Annotated in this window: 20 protein-coding genes; 8 read left to right on the top strand and 12 right to left on the bottom strand. The window is 68.7% G+C overall.

Annotated features, from left to right (window positions below):
- Position 1 precedes the first annotated feature (1 nt).
- The gene (locus tag AC3EVP_RS08565) at positions 2 to 304 is read right to left on the bottom strand and encodes a helix-turn-helix domain-containing protein (RefSeq protein WP_435127763.1); all 303 of its coding nucleotides are present in this window, start codon (positions 302 to 304) and stop codon (positions 2 to 4) included.
- A 151-nt stretch (positions 305 to 455) separates the two neighbouring features.
- Positions 456 to 995, bottom strand: coding sequence for a helix-turn-helix transcriptional regulator (locus AC3EVP_RS08560; RefSeq protein WP_435127848.1), 540 nt, complete (start codon positions 993 to 995; stop codon positions 456 to 458).
- A gap of 281 nt (positions 996 to 1,276) precedes the next feature.
- Here AC3EVP_RS08560 and AC3EVP_RS08555 point away from each other — a divergent pair, with 281 nt between their 5' ends.
- The 4 genes from AC3EVP_RS08555 (at position 1,277) to AC3EVP_RS08540 (ending at position 6,384) form a co-directional block, all read left to right on the top strand.
- A complete protein-coding gene (locus AC3EVP_RS08555; protein ID WP_435127761.1) occupies positions 1,277 to 2,797 on the top strand; it encodes a DnaB-like helicase N-terminal domain-containing protein in 1,521 nt (506 codons plus the stop codon).
- Positions 2,798 to 3,050: 253 nt separating this feature from the next.
- Positions 3,051 to 3,773 carry a DUF2637 domain-containing protein gene (locus tag AC3EVP_RS08550; protein ID WP_435127759.1) on the top strand — a complete coding sequence of 241 codons (723 nt, stop codon included), beginning with the start codon at positions 3,051 to 3,053 and terminating at the stop codon, positions 3,771 to 3,773.
- Between the two features lie 170 nt (positions 3,774 to 3,943).
- On the top strand, positions 3,944 to 4,669 hold the full coding sequence (locus tag AC3EVP_RS08545; RefSeq protein ID WP_435127757.1) for a MobC family plasmid mobilization relaxosome protein: 726 nt from the start codon (positions 3,944 to 3,946) through the stop codon (positions 4,667 to 4,669).
- Positions 4,666 to 6,384 carry a relaxase/mobilization nuclease domain-containing protein gene (locus AC3EVP_RS08540; protein ID WP_435127755.1) on the top strand — a complete coding sequence of 573 codons (1,719 nt, stop codon included), beginning with the start codon at positions 4,666 to 4,668 and terminating at the stop codon, positions 6,382 to 6,384. Before AC3EVP_RS08545 ends, AC3EVP_RS08540 begins: the two co-directional genes overlap by 4 nt.
- A 117-nt stretch (positions 6,385 to 6,501) precedes the next feature.
- On the opposite strand, the gene AC3EVP_RS08535 is transcribed toward AC3EVP_RS08540, so the two are convergent.
- The 9 genes from AC3EVP_RS08535 to AC3EVP_RS08495 all read right to left on the bottom strand — a co-directional run bounded on the left by AC3EVP_RS08535 (position 6,502) and on the right by AC3EVP_RS08495 (position 13,926).
- On the bottom strand, positions 6,502 to 7,266 hold the full coding sequence (locus tag AC3EVP_RS08535) for a DUF6193 family natural product biosynthesis protein (RefSeq protein WP_435127753.1): 765 nt from the start codon (positions 7,264 to 7,266) through the stop codon (positions 6,502 to 6,504).
- A gap of 447 nt (positions 7,267 to 7,713) precedes the next feature.
- Positions 7,714 to 8,421 (bottom strand): restriction endonuclease, encoded by a 708-nt coding sequence (locus AC3EVP_RS08530; RefSeq protein ID WP_435127751.1) that lies wholly within the window; start codon positions 8,419 to 8,421, stop codon positions 7,714 to 7,716.
- 493 nt (positions 8,422 to 8,914) lie between these two features.
- Positions 8,915 to 9,463 (bottom strand): DUF6907 domain-containing protein, encoded by a 549-nt coding sequence (locus AC3EVP_RS08525; protein ID WP_435127749.1) that lies wholly within the window; start codon positions 9,461 to 9,463, stop codon positions 8,915 to 8,917.
- A 40-nt stretch (positions 9,464 to 9,503) separates the two neighbouring features.
- Positions 9,504 to 10,388, bottom strand: coding sequence for a helix-turn-helix domain-containing protein (locus AC3EVP_RS08520; RefSeq protein ID WP_435127747.1), 885 nt, complete (start codon positions 10,386 to 10,388; stop codon positions 9,504 to 9,506).
- Complete coding sequence (locus AC3EVP_RS08515) at positions 10,385 to 10,906, bottom strand: DUF6907 domain-containing protein (RefSeq protein ID WP_435127745.1); 522 nt, start codon at positions 10,904 to 10,906, stop codon at positions 10,385 to 10,387. The genes AC3EVP_RS08520 and AC3EVP_RS08515 overlap by 4 nt, the downstream gene beginning before the upstream one ends.
- The gene (locus tag AC3EVP_RS08510) at positions 10,903 to 11,406 is read right to left on the bottom strand and encodes a hypothetical protein (protein ID WP_435127743.1); all 504 of its coding nucleotides are present in this window, start codon (positions 11,404 to 11,406) and stop codon (positions 10,903 to 10,905) included. Before AC3EVP_RS08510 ends, AC3EVP_RS08515 begins: the two co-directional genes overlap by 4 nt.
- Positions 11,407 to 11,662: 256 nt before the next feature.
- Positions 11,663 to 12,199 (bottom strand): ATP-binding protein, encoded by a 537-nt coding sequence (locus tag AC3EVP_RS08505; RefSeq protein ID WP_435127741.1) that lies wholly within the window; start codon positions 12,197 to 12,199, stop codon positions 11,663 to 11,665.
- Between the two features lie 178 nt (positions 12,200 to 12,377).
- Positions 12,378 to 12,617, bottom strand: coding sequence for a hypothetical protein (locus AC3EVP_RS08500; protein ID WP_435127739.1), 240 nt, complete (start codon positions 12,615 to 12,617; stop codon positions 12,378 to 12,380).
- 82 nt (positions 12,618 to 12,699) lie between these two features.
- A complete protein-coding gene (locus tag AC3EVP_RS08495; RefSeq protein ID WP_435127737.1) occupies positions 12,700 to 13,926 on the bottom strand; it encodes a helix-turn-helix domain-containing protein in 1,227 nt (408 codons plus the stop codon).
- A 171-nt stretch (positions 13,927 to 14,097) separates the two neighbouring features.
- Between AC3EVP_RS08495 and AC3EVP_RS08490 the strand changes: the two genes are divergently transcribed.
- The gene (locus AC3EVP_RS08490) at positions 14,098 to 14,715 is read left to right on the top strand and encodes an HAD-IA family hydrolase (RefSeq protein WP_435127735.1); all 618 of its coding nucleotides are present in this window, start codon (positions 14,098 to 14,100) and stop codon (positions 14,713 to 14,715) included.
- A 105-nt stretch (positions 14,716 to 14,820) separates the two neighbouring features.
- On the opposite strand, the gene AC3EVP_RS08485 is transcribed toward AC3EVP_RS08490, so the two are convergent.
- On the bottom strand, positions 14,821 to 15,354 hold the full coding sequence (locus tag AC3EVP_RS08485) for an NUDIX hydrolase (protein WP_435127846.1): 534 nt from the start codon (positions 15,352 to 15,354) through the stop codon (positions 14,821 to 14,823).
- A gap of 177 nt (positions 15,355 to 15,531) precedes the next feature.
- Here AC3EVP_RS08485 and AC3EVP_RS08480 point away from each other — a divergent pair, with 177 nt between their 5' ends.
- From AC3EVP_RS08480 to AC3EVP_RS08470, 3 genes are all read left to right on the top strand, one after another.
- A complete protein-coding gene (locus AC3EVP_RS08480) occupies positions 15,532 to 17,049 on the top strand; it encodes a restriction endonuclease (protein ID WP_435127733.1) in 1,518 nt (505 codons plus the stop codon).
- 265 nt (positions 17,050 to 17,314) lie between these two features.
- Entirely contained in the window at positions 17,315 to 17,815 is a 501-nt protein-coding gene (locus AC3EVP_RS08475; RefSeq protein ID WP_435127731.1) for a DUF4365 domain-containing protein, read from the top strand.
- Between the two features lie 4 nt (positions 17,816 to 17,819).
- Entirely contained in the window at positions 17,820 to 18,965 is a 1,146-nt protein-coding gene (locus AC3EVP_RS08470) for a hypothetical protein (RefSeq protein ID WP_435127729.1), read from the top strand.
- Positions 18,966 to 18,971: the final 6 nt, after the last annotated feature.

Genomic DNA, 18,971 nt, shown 5'->3' with positions numbered 1-18,971 from the left:
CTCAGGCCGCGGTGGTGAAGTCGGAGGTGTCGCCGCTGCGGCGGGCGAGGAACTGCCCCAGCGCCTCGGCGGGTATGCGGCGGAGGCTGCCGATCTTCACGGAGGGGATCTGGCCGGAGGAGACGTACTCGTACATCTTGGTGCGGCTGATGCCGATGCGGCGGGCGGCTTCGGCGACGGTGAGGGCGACGAGGGTGGGGTCGCCGTGGGAGCCGTTGCGGGCGGCGATGAGGGTGCGCAGATCGTCCTCGGGGACGCCGAGAAGGTGGGCGATCTGGGCGACCGGAAGGTCGTTGGAGTGCAAGGCGGAAACCTCTCTTGGCGAGGCGTCGGGGCGGCAACCCCGGCCTCGCCGGTCGTGATCGTTCGTGGGTACGGGCGGTTGTGTGTACTGCGCTGCAGGGCATGGCTGTTCCGCCGGTGTTCGTAGCACCGGCGGAAGCAGGACCCTTGGGCTACGAGTCGGCGCCCTGGTCGGGGGTGCGGAGCCAGCTCTGCAGTTTGGGGGGAGCGCCTCGGTGGTGGTGGAACTCACCGTTGGAGGCGACGGTCATCTCGTGGGTGAGCAGGGCCTTGACCATGTCGTCCTGGTCAGCGTGTGCCTCGGTGTAGGCGCGGAGTTCGGCCTGGACGGCGTCCATGGCCTTGCCCAGGGCGCGCCACTGCTTCCACTGTTCGACGTACTCGCCGACGAGTCTGCGGACCTGGGGATTGGCGATGTGGCCCGGGGCGGCGGTGAGGTCGTCGAGGGAGATGTCGAAGACCTTGCAGAAGCCGAGCGCCTCGTCGAGGTTGACCCGGCGGCGGGGCTTGCCGCTCTCGATGCGCCAGATCGCCGACTGGTTGATCGGGTGGCCGGCCTCGGTCATGCGCTCGGCCAGGGTGACGGTGCTCCATCCCCGGACCTCGCGCTCCATCTTCACCCGCTGCGCGACGTGGTCCTCCGGCAGAGGGCGTTCGGGTCCTGCGGCGCGAGTTGCTCCTTCCTCGGACATCGCTTCCTCCTCCTTCGGTTCGAGCTGCCGGGCGACGGCACGGGCGGGGCTCAAGTAGTAAAGCTCATTCGGGAGCGAAATGCAAGCTAGTCATTCGGCAATGCGTCTGGTACCCTCGTGGAACCCCCGAACGGGGCCGAACGCGAAGGAGAGAACGAAGAAGCCCCCGGCGCTACGAACGCCGGGGGCTGAAGCAGAAACCTCAACCGCCCGTACCCACGAACGATCAAGACCGGCTGGCTGGGATTGCCGTCCCGCTGCCTGCCAGGTGAGGAGTTTCCGTGAACCAGCGTACGGCCTCGGGGCCGGATACGCCATCGCGTCCATCGACGGCGACGTCGCTCGTCGATGAGCCGCCCAACGACCTGGCCGCTGAGCAGGCCATTCTCGGCGCATGCATGTTCCGGCACCAGGCCGTGGACGAGGTGCGCGCGCAGCTGGTACCGGAGGACTTCTACCGGCCCGCGCACGAGACGATCTGGCGGGCCATTCTCGCCCTGCGCGCCGAGGACGCACCCACCGACCCGATCGTGCTCGGCGACTACCTCCTCGGCAGGGGCGACCTGAGCCGTATCGGTGGCACGCCCTATCTCCACGTCCTGGCCGACGCCCCGCCGACGGTCGCCAACGCCGCGCACTACGCGGAGATCGTTCGCCGCAAGGCCGACCTGCGCCGCCTGCGCGAGAACGGCATCCGCACCGTCCAGCTCGCCGTCGAGCCCGGCGCCGACCCCGATGCGATACGCAGCGCCGCCGAGGCCGAGCTGCGCGCGGAGCGCGACCGCTCCCTCGCCTCCGGCGGCGGCCGGCTCTCCCGCTACCTGGTCGACGGCTGGCGCTTCGTCACCGAGACCGGAGCGGACACCGACCCGCTGTGGGGCACCCGCGAGCAGACCGCCTGGTCGTCCGGCGAGAGCCTGATGATCGTCGGACCGCCCGGCGTCGGCAAGACGACGCTGGCCCACCAGGTGATCCTCGCCCGCCTCGGCCTCCAGGACACCGTCCTGAACATGCCGGTCTCCTCCAGCGAGCGGGTGCTGTACCTGGCCATGGACCGCCCCAAGCAGATCGCCCACGCCATGGCCCGCCGCATCTCTCCCGATCACGAGTCCGTCCTGCGCGACCGACTCGCCGTCTGGCAGGGACCGCTACCCGCCACCCTCGACAAGGAGCCCGACCTCCTCGCCGACCTGGCCGCTGCCCACCAGGCCGACACCATCGTGATCGACAGCCTCAAGGACGCGGTCAGCACCCTCGTCGACGACGCGCTCGCCGTCGCGTTCCACAACGCCCGCATGCGCGCCCTGCGCAACGGCGTCGAGGTCATGGAACTCCACCACCAGCGCAAGGCCACCGCCGACGCCCCGCGCGGCCAACGCCCCACCCTCGACCGGGTCTACGGCTCGACGTGGATCACCTCCGGAGCGGGCAGCGTCCTGTTCATCGCCGGAGAAGCGGGCGACCCCGCCGTCACCCTCCACCACCTCAAGACCCCGACCGGCGAGATCGGCCCCCTCCAGGTCATCCACGACCACGAGCGCGGCACCACCACGATCGAGCCCACCTTCGACCCGGTCGCCATCCTCCGCGCCCATCCAGACGGGCTCACCACCCGCGACCTCGCCGCTGTCCTCAGCGGCCAGGCCAACCCGGACCGGTCAGCGGTGGAGAAGGCCAGGCGGCACCTGGAACGCCTCGTCAAGAGCGGCCACGCCAGGAAGACCGAGGGCGCGGCAGGCGGCACCGGAGGCGGCCAGCAGGCCCGCTACGGCGTCTCCAACCTGCACATCGCCGTCGGCTGACCGCGCCTCCTCCGCGACGCCCGGACCGTACACGGGGGCGTACACGCGGCCCCTGCCGGGCCATGCCGCACGGAGCGCTCCCGACCGTCCACGGCGGCCACAAAGCCCCTGGTCAGACGATCACGCGACCGTACACGGCGCACACGCAGCCAGGCGTACACGCGCGGCCCCCCCTTTAGAAGGGGGTTCGCGTGTACGCCCCCTCGATGGAGCCCAGTGATCGCCCCCACGCCACCACCATGGAGAACCCCGCATGACCAAGCACACCGCCGAGCGGTACGCCCTCATCGCCGCCGGGACCGTCATCGTCGCCCTCACCGCCGGCGGATTCTGGCTCTCGTACGCCCACCTCGCCCAGGTCGCCGGTCAGCACGGTCTGCACAACTCCCCGGCCCGCCAGTGGGCCTGGCCCGCGACCCTGGACGCGTTCATCGTCGCGGGCGAGCTGCTGATGCTCCGCGCCGGCCTGCGCAAGGTCCCCGACTGGTGGGCCATCGCCCTGACCGCGACCGGGTCGGTCGGATCGATCGCGCTCAACGTGGCCGGGGTCAGCGGAACCAGGCACGGCAGTTCAGTACCTCTCCTCGACTACGTCATCGCCGCGGTCCCACCGGCCGCCGCGCTCCTGGCCTTCGGCGTGCTGATGCGCCAGATCCACCACCTCGTGACCGAACCCCTCGGTGCCGAAGCGCCGACATCCTCACAGCCGGCGGATTCGCCGCGCACAGCTCCTCCTCTCCCCGCGGATCCACAGCCCCTCCCACGCGGAGGCCGCCCAGCAGACGCCACGCTCGACCAGCTCGTCGAGATCGGCCGTGTAGCCGTCGCCGAGCACGGACACGCCACCCGCGCGGTCGTCCAACAGGCCATACGCGACAAGGGCCTCAAGGTCGGCGGCCAGCGGCTGACCCAAGCCATGGGCGTCCTGCGGGCGGAACTCGACACGGCCCAGGGCGATGACCGAACGCCCGGGTGACCGGAACAGAGCCGGGGTGGTCGGAACGGTTCCGACCACCCCGCCCGCCCACTGCTCTCACCCCGCGCGGCATCGACCCGAACCAGCCGCCGAGCCTCGCGACCTCACTCGCCCGCACGCCCGCGGCCAGGTGATGCGACCGCCCGCCCTCACCTTCCGGAGCACCAGCCGTGCCGCACATCCCTCAGCCCGCAGAGACCGGCCTCGACGCGCCCGAACAGCAGACGACGTCCCGTAAGGTGAAGGACCGCTGGCGGCGGGCGTTCGGAAAGACGGCCCCTGGCGGAGCCAGTAGTACCCCGAGTCCGACTCGCGGCCGGATCGGGGGGTTCTCCGCCCCGGGGGTGGCGGAGCAGGCCCGGCGCGAGGGCGCGCCGAGCCAGGAAACCGGGGCCAGCGCCCCCGGACGGGACATGCTCCGCACCGCACAGACCGCCGTCCTCGACCACGCGTCCGCCGAGCACTCCGCGCCGCACACGCAGACCATGCAACCCACGATCCGCCGCTTCACCGGTGACAAGCGCACCGTACGCGTCGGCCCCCTGCGCTTCACCCCCGACGAGCACGCCCTCCTGAGCGAAACCGCTCTGGAGCACGGCTACAAGGGCGAGTCCGGGTTCGCCGCCGACATCGTCCTCGCCTTCCTCACCGGCCGGTTCACCGCGAACCTGCCGCTGTCCGAGGACCGGCGCCGCACCCACATGTTCCGCGCCCAGGTCCTACGCGCACTCAGCCGCATCGGGAACAACGTCAACCAGATCGCCCGCACCCTCAACAGCGCCTCCACCCCACCCGACATCCGCGAACGCCTCGACGAACTGCACCGCCTGCTGACCACGATCGCCGAAGCCCTGCGCCAACCCACCGACGACGACACGGAGGTGGGACGCCCGTGATCGCCGCCATCAAACCCTCCGGCGCCAACACCCGCGGCCTGCTCGCCTACCTCTACGGACCCGGCCGCCACGACGAACACCTCGACCCGCACATCGTCGCCGCCTTCGCCGCCCTCGGCCTGCCCGACCCCGGCCGCGACGAGAACGCCACCCTCACCGAACTCGCCCGCCACCTCGACGCCCCCGTCGCGTTGCGCAACAGCGAGTTCGGCAAGCCCGTCGCCGACCACGTCTGGCACTGCCCCGTCCGCGCCGCCCCCGAAGACCGCCACCTGTCCGACACCGAATGGGCCGACATCGCCCACCGCATCGTCACCGCCGCCGGCATCGCCCCCGAAGGCGACGACCTCGCCTGCCGCTGGATCGCCGTCCGCCACGCCGACGACCACATCCACATCCTCGCCACCACCGTCCGCGAAGACGGCCGCCGCCCCAAACTCCACGGCAGCGGCCGCCGCATCGGCGACGCCTGCCGCCAGATCGAGCACGACTACGGCCTGCGCCGGCTCAACAAGGGCGACCGCACCGCCACCCGCGCCCCCAGCCAGGCCGAGATGCACAAGGCCGAACGCCTCGGCTGGGAACAGACCAGCCGCGCCTGGCTCCAGGACCGCATCCGCGCCGCCATCCCCCACGCCGCCAGCATCGAGGAACTCCTCGCCTACCTCGAAGCCGACGACGTCATGGTCACACCGCGCCGCGGTCCGTCCGGCGACCTGATCGGCTACTCCGCCGGCCGACCCGGCGACCTCGACAAGAACGGCCAGCAGATCTACCACCCCGGCGGGAAGATCGCCCCCGACCTCACCCTCCCCAAACTCCGCGCCCGCCTGGAAAGCAGCACCCCCGAAGAACACCCCACCGCACGACGCAACCAGCCCGGCACACCCTGGGAGCAGGCCATCGACGCCCTCGATACCCTCCGCCCGGCAGCCACGAGGAGCGACGAACACAATCCACAGGTCCAGGCACAGATCAGCGCTCTCGGCGAACTCATCGAAGCCACCGCGCAGATGGCCCCCGCCGACCTGAGCTCGGATCTACGAGCAGCAAGCCGTACCTTCGCCCGCGCCCAACGCTCCCAGGTCCGCGCCGAACAAGCCGCCGCCCACACCCTGCACACGGCCGCCCGCGACATCGTCCACACCGCCACCGGCCCGAACAGCAGCGCCCTCGCCGCCCTGACCGCCACCCTCGTATGGGCCGTCATCCTCGCCGCCCGCTGGCACGACGCCAACTGCCACGCCCAACAAGCCGCCGCAGCCCGCCAGACCGTCCAGCACCTCCAAGCCGCAGCCGACACCGCCCTCAACCCGACCCTCACCCACCTCACCACCCGCCAGCCCGCCCCGCATCACCAACGCACCCTCGCCACCGACGTACGCGTCTCCCTCCCCGACCACGCCGACCGCATCCTCGCCGATCCCGCCTGGCCCGCCCTCGCCACCGTCCTCACCGACGCCGAAGCCAAGGGCCACCAGCCCGGACGGCTCCTCGCCGAGGCCGCCGCCCAACGCGAACTCACCACTGCCCGCCAGCCCGCCCGCGTCCTGATCACCCGCATCCAACACACCGCCCGCAACCCCGCCCCCAACCGCCGCGCCGAAGCCGCCCGCCTCCGGTCGCAGCTCACGGCCGCACCGCCTCAGGCAGCAGCGGGGACGCCGCCCAGGACCCCGACAACCGAGACGCATCGCACCCGTCCTCGACGGTAGGGGAGGCGAAGCAGAGTCATAGAGGCGCCCCGAGTAAGACCGCACCGCCGGGAATGCGACAGCCCCGGCCACGTGAAAGCTCCGCGCCATGTCCGAGACAGTCGGCGAACATCACGTTCAATCGCCCTCGCCCAGATCATGCTCAGTCCCGGCTACAGCTGGCCCCCAGGTCTTCGCCATGCGTGAGACGACCAGTGCTACGGCTTCCTGTGCTGTGTAGTTGGGCGCCGCGCGGAACTCCTCACCGTGGTGCCGCAGCGCGTACCTGCCGTCGCCAAGGGGCTCGATCGCCGCCATGTCGCGGGAGAACGGCCACCCCGTGCACCTGCTGAATCCGAGCGCGCGGTGGCTCGTGTAAGGGAAGAGAGCCCGCAGCCTCGGCTCGGCGTACGCGGCCCGCATCATCTCCAGGTCCACGTACGGATCTTCTTCCAGATAGACGCGCCACTTCTCCGCCACCGCATACTCGGGTCCACGCTCATGGGCCAGAGCCAGGGCACTGACCTCAAGAAACGGCGTCGTAGCCTGCAACTCGACCAGCCCGACGCCGTCATGCCAAGCCGCGGCCGCTGCCGCGACTTGTTCGAGGTCGTCAGTGGAACCGTGGGTCAGCGTCACCCCCCGACCTCCCGCAGAAACGATGAATACCCGCTCAACGGAACCGAGGTTCACGCTGAAGCCGCCCAACTGCGGATTACGGCTCGCGACCCACGCGAAGGTGAGCGACGAACCGTCGCTCGAAGACCGGACATCACCGAGGTCGAGAGCGTGCTTGGCAGCGCACTGGGAGAGCGCGGCTGCGAGGCTGCCCGCGGCAGCTACCTCCGGATACAACTCCGAGTCCGGACGATGTGGTTGCCCCGACGGACCGGTTGCAGTCATCCCCACATCATCGCCCCAGCGCGGATGTTGACCAAGCCATGCGCGAACGACTCCGGACGAGCCCGACTTCTCCATCGCCGGCAACGCCATACGCGCCCCCGGCTCATCGCTCGCAGGCAGGCAGGCCCAACAAGCCCGCGTCTCCAAGGATCTGCTCGACGCTCTCCGTCAGAGCGCCGTCCGCACCGATGACCGTCTCACCGCCACAGGGCAGCAGGTCGGCCGCGCGGTACTCCCCAGCCCGCAACCCCGCCTCAACCAACGACTTCCCCGACACGCTGTTGCCCCGCACCACGACCAACACCGTGCCCGTATTCCCCGTCCTCACCCACCCCACGCTAACGGCCCTCGCCGGGAAGGCGAGTGGGCACGACGCGAGGCCAGCTCGCTCCCCAGGCAACTCTGCGGCGCCTCTCCACACGTCGAACGGCCCGCCACTGCTTCTGCCTACGGCGTGAGGCTGTGCCCGGCGAGGACGGAGTAGATGTGCTCACCGTGGGCCCAGCGCTTGAGCTCCTGGCGCCCGATGAGAGTCAGCCGGTGACGGTTGGCGAAATGGGTGGCCGGTTGGCTGAACCCGTTCAAGCCGATGATCATCGCGATATCCGCGCCGTGTTCCGGCCGGGCCGTTCCGTTGAACCTCTGCATGTCCTGCGATCCGACCGGTTTGGCGTACTTCTTGCACTGCACGACGAGCTTGCGGTTCTCTTCGTCCCAGGCCAGCACGTCGGCACCAAGGTCTCCTGCACCGCCGACTCGGCGGGTGCGCCTGAACCCGTCGCGGGCCAGGAGATCAGCGCACGCCTGCTCGAAGCCGGTCGGGGTCATGGCTTCGAACTGTGCCATCCGGTACGTCAGCGCGGCCGGTTCCTGCTCCTCTTGCCACGGGGCCGCCGCCTCCTCGTATGGGGCGAAGTCGGCGCTGAACAGCCAGTCCACGAAGCGCCCTACGAGTCCCACAAAGATCAGCGCTCCGACGCCGATCAATGCCGTCCTCCACGGGTGATGGGCGATCGGTCCACCGACGTCCTGGCCTAACCAGTGAGGAACGTCCTGGGTGATCCACCCCCACAGCATCCTGGCAGCGGTCAGGACGAGGATCATCACCAGGATGAACTTCAGCATCGGGTCGAGCGAGCCGTCTTCCTCGAACACGGTGTCCCCTCCATGTCACGGCACCGCGAGTGGCACTCCGAACCCTGCGATGCGGCCATTCCTGGAATCGGTGTAGCAGTCACCACTGACACCGACAGGCGGAACGAGCCCGTGAAACCTGCTTCGCAGTCAGGAACCAGCCACTCCCGCCCGACCCGATGTCCACGAGGATGGATGCCAAGCCAAAGTGCGGAGGTGGCTGCGCCGCTCTCCGCTGCGCGGCCGGGATAGGCGGGTGCCGGTGGGCCGCCCGACGAGCCGAGACCTACTCGGTCTCCGCAGGGTGGTGGGTGCGGCGGGCAGGACACCCACCGCATCCGCCGACCCGAGGTCCGATCAGCAGTCGCCGTTCTTCTGGGTGTCGCACCCGTCGTCGGTGCTGCTCAGCAGCGCCGCTTCGGCCGCCCCCGCACGTCGCGGGCACCGCCACGTGCGGGAACTTGTGCGTTCCGGCCCCCGACCATCCCCCGTGGGGTGGGAAGAGCGGTCGGTCTCATTGCCGGCGGTCGGAGCGGCAGCTTTCGGGTATACGCGACCGGTGGGCGGCCCAGTCCTCGCGGGCGGTGATCAGGTCGCGGAGGACGGTGTTCTCGAAGTAGTCGGCCTGGGTGCGGATCTGGGTGGCGAAGCGGGCGAGGTCGGTGGGGGTCAGGCCCTCGAAGTCCCACGCGTCGACGATCGTGAGGCTGGCGGTGGGAACCTGCTGGTGTGGCTGGGTGGAGTAGGGGTGGAAGGCGATCTGGGCGGCGAACATCGCGCTGGTGGACTCGCGGTAGCGGGTGCCGTTGATGTCGATGTCGAGGGTGGCGGGCGGGAGGACGGGGTCGACGGGGAGCATCGTGTAGTGGGCGTGTTCGCGCAGGTAATTCACGGCCTGGTCCAGTGTCATGCCGGTCTGGCTGGGGTCGTCCATGGACCAGTCGGGCTGGTGGCCGGTGAGGGTGATTCCCTCGACGGTGGTGATCGTCCAGGTGCAGGGCGGGGTCGGTTCCGGTGGCCGTGTGGTGGGTTCGGGCTTGGTGAGCAGGGTGGTGGGGCTCATGTGGGGTGGCTCCTGGGTGGTGGTGGTGTGGGTTGGTGGGTCAGCGGGTGGTGGTGCGGAGGGTGTGGAGGTGTTCGATGGTCTGCGCGGGGGTGAGAGCGACATCGCGCAGTTGGTCGTACTGGCGGCTGAGTTCCTCGACGTCGTCGGGGTCGTCGGTGAGGTGGTCGGTGAGGGTGCCGTGTGCGTAGGCGAGGGGGCTGCGGGTGCGGAAGGACAGCAGTTGGAGGGGGCCGCGTAGGTCGTGGGGGCCTGCGTGCAGGGGGAGGAGTTGAAGGGTGACTGCGGGCTCGTGGGCTGTGGCGATGAGGTGGTCGAGTTGGCCGTCCCAGGTCGCCTGGCTGCGGGCGCCGCGGTGGAGGACCAACTCGTCAAGGACGGCGCGGTAGCGAACCGGATGAGGCGTGCTCTCGGTGAGGCGGTCCTGCCGTTCGCGGAGCGCGTCGATCTGCGCAGCCAGGACCTCCGGCGACTGCGGGCTGGTGGTGACGAACTGCTCCTCGGCGTAGGCGGGCGTCTGAAGGAGGGCGGGGATGGTGGTGAGGGCGTATTCCTGGATGCTGGTCGCGGCGGCTTCCAGGGCGGTGAGTCCGCCGGCCGCGCGTTTGGCTTCGCGTTTGGCCAGGCGCCACAGTCCGGCGAGGAGAGTGCCGGTGCCGTAGTAGCGGTCGAGGGCTTGGGCGACGGTGAGGGTGCCGAGGCGGCCGCCGGTTTCCAGGCGGTGGAGGTAGGACTGTTCGTAGTGGCACTGGTCGGCCAGTCCCTGGAGGGAGAGGCCGGCTTTCTCGCGGAGGAACGCGAGGTGGTGGGCGTACAGGGCCCGGGCGCTGACCTGACCGGCCGCGAACGACGCTGCGATGCGGGCGAGTTGGTTGGTGCTGGTGCTCTCGCGGTCCGCGTCGGCGGGTGTGGTGTCGGTGCTCACGGGCGGGCCCCCGCCCGTGAGGTGTGGTGGGTGGTCCACTCGGTGCGGATGTCGTTGAGCTGGGGGATGACGACGAGGTCGAGTCGGTCGGCGACGGCGCGCAGACCCTGAACGATCTCGGCCAGGCCCGTCGGGTCGAGGTCGGTGATCTGGAACGCGTCGGCGACCCACACCGTGGCGACAGGGATGGCCGGCTCGGGTGCGGCGGCGTAGGGCGTGCAGGTGATGGTGGCGCGCAGGATCTCCATCCCCTCCGGAGCGTCGGTCCCGTTGCCGGGCGAGTGCGCGCGCAGGACCTGCCCGGGGAACTCGGTGGAGTGACGGATGTCGGCGAGGCGCGTGGTCAGCTCCTGCGGGGGCACGTCGTGTTCGCTGGGATCCTCGGCAGCCCAGGGCGGCAGGTAGCCGGTGGTGCGCTCGCCGGTGGTCGTGGTCATCGCCCACTGCCGCACCGAGCTGGGAGTGGCGTCGGGCTCGACGGCGGGTAAAGCGGTAGGCACGGGGAGCGCGGGGTTCATCGTGCGGGATTCCTGTTCGTGGTGGGTCGGTGAAATCGGCTGGTGGCATCGAGCACGCGTCCGTCGGGTGGCCGCGCCCGGTCAGCGAGCAGCGGACCGAAGGCCGCGATGAGGGCGGGTGGCAGGACCGGGTCGGCCAACTCCCAGCTGTGGACGCCGGGATGTCCGGCGAACTCGCTGCACGCCTCGCCACCGTCGGCGGTCGTGGCAGGGCAGTCAGGGAGCATGATGAGGAGGTAGGGGGCCGCACGGCCGCGCCAGGCCGCCCAGACGGTGCCGGCCTCCTGGCCGCGCAGGTTCAGCACCACTCCGTGGTGGACCGGACCGCGGTGCTGCTGGAGCGTGCAGGTCAGCAGCTCGCTGACGTCGTCGGGGCTGTACACCAGCCCGTCCCAGGCCGGGGGCACGCTGTTGGCCATGCCCAGGGCCGCAGTGAGAAGGCGGGGCGGTACGAAGGTCCGCCGGCCGCAGGTGAAGCCGTGCGGGTGACGGCTGGGCATCCGGATCGACTCCTTCGTCGGATCGCTGTGAACGGGGGTTGGGTGGGGCCCGCCCCGGCCACGGGCAGGTGAGCCGTGAGTCCGTCACACCCCGCGGGGAGCGATGGGGGCGTGGATGCCTGCTTGACTCGGCGTGGCCGGAGCGGGGAAGGGGCCGCTCCAGCGGGTAGTCCGCTGCCGCCCGCACGGGGACGGGAGTGCGTACGGCGACGTGGGTGACGCCTGCGGGCATGCCGCTGGAGCGGAGCAGGGGAAGTTACGGCGAGTGTGGGCTCCGTCGCTTGCGGCACCCGGGCTGCACACTGTTTCTCGCGGCCTCGGGCACTGTCAGGAGGCACCAGGTGCTCGTGCCGTCCGGGCTGACTCCCCAGGCGTCCGCGAGAGCGTCGACGAGGAACATGCCGCGCCCGTTCTCCTCCTCGGCACCGGCTCGTCGCACCGTGGGGTGCTCGGGCGAGCCGTCCGAGACCGCCATCACGATCTCGTCCGTGCCGATGGCCAGGTGGAAGACGAGCTGGTGACCGGCACCGTGCTGGAGAGCGTTCGTCACCAGTTCGCTGATGAGCAGTTGCGCGTCGTCCACGAGGGCGGCAAGACCGCAAGCGGCGAGCTTCTTCGCCCCGATTCGGCGCAGGGCCCCTGCCCACATCGCGGTGGAAGCCGGCATCCCGTGCTCTTGGGACGGACTTTCGTGATCGACGATCAGCGTGAGGTCGTCGACCACGGTGGACAGGACGTCACGAGACGGACAACCGTGAATCTCGGCAAGCAGGGAAGTGGAGGTGACGGTCATTTCGGATCGTCTCCCCCATCGACACTGTCGCGCGGTGGAATCGGGGTTCCCTGCCCGGGAGTCAAGCGACTGCCGGATGTGTTCGCCCCCGTTACCAGGTGCCCGGGCATCGGCGCGATGGACGCGTCCGCCAGAGCCAGGCGTCGTACGCGCTCGGCGGCGGTGTGCCGGAGCCGCGTCACGACGGCTCTCTCTCGGTGGCGGGCAGCAGGAGGCTGCTCAGCTCGGAGACCAGGGTCTCAGCTTCCTTCGCCGTCATGACGAGGGAGACGTCGGCCCGGTGGTTCCCGCCCTGGAACAGGGACAGGGGGAGTGCAAGGCGTCCCGCGCGGGTGTGGTGGACGCTCCGGCCGACGGTGAGCTGGATCGAACAGTCGGGTAAGGCGGCCGCGGCGGTCTGTGCGTGACGTGTCCTCATGTCACGTAAACGTAGGGACACTTGCGTGCGACTGCCCTTCGAAAAAATCAGGGTTGCCTCACGCTAAGGGTTCACTCGGTCACTAAGCGGCGATCCCCACGTGCTTGGCGATCTTCCGGAGGTCGTCGCGGAACGTCGGCCGCTCACGCTTCAGCAGGTCGGTGACCGCTTCACGGACCAGCGGGGAGAAGGTGACTTCTTCGGGCGACTGCTCGACCAGGCCGCGGAGCATGTAGACGGTCGCGTAGTCGTCCTTCTGGATGCGGTTGCAGTTCATCAGCTCGATCGTGTACCGCGCGCGCCGCTCCAGGGGCATCGATCCCGGTACGTGCACGCTGTCCGCCAAGCGCAGTGCCTCGCTGGTGTCGCCCTCCTCAGCAGCAAGATGCACCCCGTGCATAGCGGTGTTGGTCGGTCCGAAGCAGGCGTGCCAGTCGTTGCGGTCCTCTCCGAGCCGGGCGGCACAGCGCTCCGCTGCCCGGAACAGGTCCCATGCGACGGGGCCCAGGTTGGCGCGAACGGCAGCGACAGCGGCCTGGAGATGCAGAGCCCCGTACGCGGACAGATGCTCCGGTGTCGCGTTCTCACCGGGCTTGCAGGTGGCGATGGCCTGCCGGGAGAGTTCCACGCTGTCGTCGACGTGGCCGGTCGAAGTGAGCACGCAGGACAGGTTCCAGGCGGCCGCCGCCAGAAGAGCGGGGTCCTTCGCGTCGTCGGCGAGGGCCAGTCCACGGTCCGCCGCGACACGTGCAAGTGTCGGCTCGCCGACGCGTCGCAGCCAGATCTGGTGCAGGCCGTAGAGACTGATGAGTTCGCGCAGGACCAGGGCTTCCGCCTCGGTGTCCTCAGCGTCCCGCAATGCGGCGTGCCCCTGACGCAGGAGGTTGGGCAGTACCTCCCCAACGACGGCGTAGCGGTTCTCCGCCTGCGTCTCGTAGACCTTCCACGCGCCGGCCACGGACTCTGCCAGCGCCGCCGGCGAGACCGGGCCGACCGCCAGGGGCAGCAGGGACGACGGCAATGACAGCGCCCGGCGGATCTCCGGCACGTGCTCGTGCTCGTTCTCGGGACCCAGTGCACTGCCGGTCAGATAGCCGCCGGTGAGGTCGGCGAGATCCTTCACATGCAGGACCCGCGCCACGGTGAGAAGCGTCGACAGCTTGTCGATGGGCAGCTGATCGTGCTCGACCTTGTACGCCCAGTTCTCCTTGTGGCCTGTGAGCTCGGCGAACGCCTTCTGCGACAGTCCGCGCTGCTCCCGGTAGTACCGGATGCGCTCACCGATCGTGAACTGCCGTGGGATCGCCATGGTTTGGCCTCTCTGTGCGCACGGACGGAGCACTCCCATAGAGCGTATGCCTGCCCATGCTCCGGACGCGCGATACTGGAAAACCCCTCCCTCCGGGTCGGCTGGGGCAGCCCGACGCCACCCGGGAGAGGAAGAAGCCCTGCACGCCAGCTTTCCGAACAAGGAGTTGCCTTGTCCTACCGCGGACTGATCCTCGACTTCGGCGGTGTCCTCACCACCCGGATGAGGCTCAACGGACAAGCCTTCGAGAAATCCGAAGGGCTCCAACCGGGCGCGTACTTCGCCGCCCTCAACGACCACCCCGAAGGCGTCCGGGTCTACGCCGACCTCGAAGTCGGCCGCGCCACCCAGGAGGACTGGAACCAGACGATCGGCAAGATCCTTGGGATCGACCCCACCGACCTGATGCGGCGTGCCCTGGCCAACCTCCGCCCCGAAGCTGTGATCATCGACGCCGTCGAGCGCGCCCGCACGGCCGGCATCAAGGTCGCCATGCTCTCGAACAGCTTCGGCCTGGAGCCCTTCAACCCCTACGCCGAACTCGGGATGCTGGACGGCTTCGACGCGGTGATCCTCTCCGAACTGGAGGGAGTCCGAAAGCCCTCCACGCTCATCTACGAACGCACCCTGGCCGCCCTCGAACTGACCGGCCCCGAGTGCGTGTTCGTCGACGACCACGCCCAGAACCTGCCCCCGGCCGAGGCCCTCGGCATCACCACCATCCACCACACCGACCCCGACGAAACCGTGCGCCAACTCGACGCTCTTCTGGACCGACTCGCGGCGTAGCACCCGCTTCCTTGCAGCCACCGGGAACCGCGTGACGAACGATCACGGACGAGTGCGCCGAGCTGAGCTCCGAGGAGCGCATGCGCTCGACCCCTCCCGTGACGATCAGACTCCCGTGCTGTCCAGCAGCAGGTGCAGCAGCCCGACCAGGCTGCCGCTGCTCACGATCTCCCGGCGGTCGATCATCCCCCGGATGTCCTTCAACGGAATCCACTCGATCCGGTCGGACTCGTTCTGCTCCGTAGGCGGCCCCGCGTACGTAGCCCCGTCCGCCCGAAACACGTAATGCTCAGAGTCCGTGATCCCGTTCGCCGGCTGCGCGTACACCAGCGGCTTCATCGACTCCACCCGCCAGCCGGTCTCCTCCAACACCTCACGCGCCGCCGCCTCTTCCGGCGACTCGTCCGCCTCGATCAACCCCATCGGCAGCTCCCACGCCCACGTGTCCGTGATGAACCGGTGCCGCCACATCATCAACACCCGCTGCCGCTCATCCACCACCGCAGCGACCGCCAGGTGCCGCATCCGCACGACATGGTGCTCCCACCGGCGCCCATCAGGCTGCTGCACATCCACCAACCACAGGTTGACCCACGGGTTGCCGTAGATCTGCCGCTCACCGTGAACCTGCCACCGCATCCCGCCAACCCCCACCTGCCGCCCGGCTTCCAGGATGACACCTGCAACATGGCGGCGGGTGAAAACGATCACCGTCCAGTTTCCCCATGCTCTGCCTTCTCAGCGCCGAAGCGGTCGATTGCTCGGCCGGCGATATGGGCACATCTGAGATCGGAGTCGCAGACCGGGAGGGGTGGCATGCCGCGCAAGAAGTCGCTGACAGGGCAGTTACTGAAGGCTTACCAGGACGCGAAGAAGGCCAAGGCAGCCGAGCTGAAACGTCAGGAGCAGGAGCAGGCCCGGCGTGTTCGTGCCGCTGAACAGGCGCGTGCTCGCGAGGAACGTGAACGTGCCAGGCAGGAGCGGGAGCAGACGCAGGCGTGGGAACGGGCACGCAAGGAGAAGGAACGGCAGGATACGGAACGGGCACGCAAGGCGGCGCAGATCGAGCGTGACCTGGAGAAGCGACAGACGGCAAAGAAGCAGGCCGAAGAGCGGCGGAAACGTGAAGCGGCGCGGGCGAAGGTGACCGCGGAGCGGCAAGCGAAACAGGCCCAGGGGGAGCGGCTGAAGGCCGAGGCGACGGAGCGCACCGCACAGGTTCTGGAGCGAGTTGCCGCACTTGATGCCGTTTTGCTGCACCGGCAGCCAGGTCTCTATGCGAATCGGCCGACTGTGGAAGACGCGTTCAACTCCGACGGCGCCGACGGAATGACCGCGGCAATCGAAGCCGTCATCGGGCAGTTGTCCGACCCCGATGGTCTGCGAGGAGAGTCGCGCTCCGTGTTCGCACCAGAGACGCGGGAGCTCGTGGTGGAGGTCGATCTTCCCGGTCAGGAAGTGGTACCTGCCGTAGCACAGTTCCGCTACAAGGCATCGTCACCACCAGAGGTCGTCCCTCAACCCCGCAAGGAGATCGAGGTCAAGCAGCAGTACGCGCGGCTCGTCGCCTGCCTGGCCCTGCGCACCATAGACGAAGTCCTGGCCGTCAGCCCGCCCGCCCTGGTCGACACCATCGCCTTCAACGGCCACGTCAGGAGCAAGGACCGCGCCACGGGGAAGGCCATCCGGCCCTGCCTTATCAGCGTTCGCTGTACGCGCGCCGACTTCGAAGAGCTCGTCCTGGACGAACCCGCACTAGATCCGGTCCTGTGCCTGCGTCACCTCAACGCCATCGTCTCCCAACACCCGTACGACCTCGAGGCAGTTCGCCCAGTTGTCACCTTCGACCTCGGCAAGTACAAGTTCGCTCCTGAAGTGGACGTGGTGGCGGGGCTCGACAGCCGGCCGGACCTGATGGCACTGGACCCGATCGAGTTCGAGCACCTCATCCGCCGACTCTTCGAGGCGTACGGCATGAAAGCCTGGGTCACCCAGGCGTCACGGGACGATGGTGTCGACGCTGTGGCGACGAACGAGGACCCCATGACCGGAGGTCTGTGCATCATCCAGGCCAAGCGCACGAAGAACACGGTCCCTGCTGAGGCCGTGCGTGCGCTGGCCGGCGTCATGCACGACAAGGCCGCCGCGAAGGGCATCCTCATCACGACCGCGTGGTTCGGTAAGACCAGCCTCGACTTCGCCTACCGCACGGGCCGCATGCAACTCATCGACGGCCGCGGCCTCAAAGCCCTCCTTCAGGAGCACCTCGGGATCGATGCCCTCATCGGACTCCCGAAGGTTCCGCCCGGCTGGGCACCCGATGATCTTCGGTGAGGGGCCAGGCACGTGAAGAGAGCGCACCGCGCCCCGTCAGCAGACTGCCGGACCGAGGTGGGAACGCTTGTCGCAGGGGGAAGAGACCCATCGCTTGACGAGCCCAAAGCGGGTCCTCGCTCGGCCTGAGCCACTGCATCCTGTGCAGCCGTCTTGCTTGCGGCGATAGCCAGCGTCGTCGTTGATCCGACAACGCGCTCTTCCTCAGATGCGAGGAAGCACCTATTCTCCCGATCACGCCGTGTTCCAGGTGGGGGGAGCGAGCATGTCTGCTGAAGCGACGAGCTGGCAGAAGGAACAGGTGAGCCGTGCCTACGTGCACGCCTTGGCCACGCAGGGCGGCTACACGATCGGCGAGTGGAACGTGGACAAGGACGGCGTCGATGTCACCCTGCGTTCGCGCGGGTTGATGATCGACATCCAGCTCAAGTGCACCCAGAATCCGCGGACGACCCGGGACGGCTACAGCTTCGATCTGGACATCGAAACTTATGACAAGCTGCGCCATCCGGAGCGCTCAGCACCGGGACATCTCGCTTTATTGATCGTTCCCCCTGACATCGGCCGCTGGGTCACTCACCAGCAAGAGTCCATAGTGCTCTCCTGTCATGGCTACTGGGCATCGCTCCACGGCATGGAGGCCGCGTCGGGAAAAACCACCACCGTCAGGATTCCCCGCCAGCAAGAGCTGACGTCCAAGGCAATGGCGACCATGTTCGACGCGGCGCGTCGCATGACACTTGGCAGCTGGCAGGGGGTGAACTGAGGTGGTGAACGACGTACCTGACTTCGGGCCCAACGAAATCAGAAGTTACCTCAGGGTCAACGGGTGGGCGCCCATCGACGGCAGTGAACTGGCCGAACTGTGGAACCTGCCAGGCCTCGCAGACGAAGTCGTCCTCGTACCCCTCAAGCAAGGTGCTCCCGACTTCGGCAAGCGCGTTCACATCCTGCTGACAGATCTGGCTCGAGTCCAAGATCAAGATACCCGAGCGGTGCACGATGCCATCGCCACGGTGTACCACGACGTCACTGACCTGCGAGCGGCTCACCCCTCCACAAGCGACGGGTCGATTCCACTTGAAGCCGGATACGAACTGTTCATCTCGGCGAAGCGCATGCGCGTGGCCTCCGCTGCGGCCACGCTTCGGCGGCAGGGCCATTTTCGAAATTTCCCACCCCGCGCCCGAGACCAGGCGCGTGAAGTCCGACTCGGCCAAACCCGGCGTGGGTCCTATATCGTGCCGATCATCAGCCAGGCCCGATCCCCGCTCGAGGTCTACTCACCGGGCCAGAGCGACATCGACGCAGGCGTCGAGGAGGTTCTCTTCGACCGGCGCGTCACAGCGACCATGTCACGGGCTCTTGGCGTCCTGGAGGAGATGGCCAGCGCCGATCGCGACCCGACTCCCAGCGAGGTCAGTGACAGCGTCGGGGAAGGCGTCTCCTACGAGTTGTGCCAGGCCCTGGCCAAGGTGGTCAACGTCAGCTCCGTCAATACGCTGGACGTCTCTTTCAACTGGTCGCGCGTGGCTGCTCCGCCCTCAGATACGCCGTTGCGGGTGACGTTCAACCAGGACGCCCTCGATACGATCGAAAAGGTCTCTACCCAGCTCAAGACCCGCACCTATACACGACAGCATGTGATCTACGGGATCGTCACCGACCTGAGTCGCCAGCCCGACGACGAGGACGGCCGCGTGGGTGTGCAGACTTTGCTCCAGCGCCGAAGCCGCATCGTGTGGATGCACCTGCCCCCGGAGACATACCACGTCGCCGTCCGCTGCCACGACGAGGGAGTTCCGGTACGCGTCCAAGGCGTGCTCAGCACTCCCCCCGGCGGCCACGCCAACATGACAGTCAGTGGCTTCGGCCCTGATCCCTCGTTGCCGTTTGCCCAAGCTGCCGGCCAGTGAGCGAGT

The sequence above is a fragment of the Actinacidiphila sp. bgisy144 genome (genome assembly GCF_057708105.1).
Note: the sequence above shows the minus strand (reverse complement) of the source record. Positions and strands in the feature narration are given on the sequence as shown.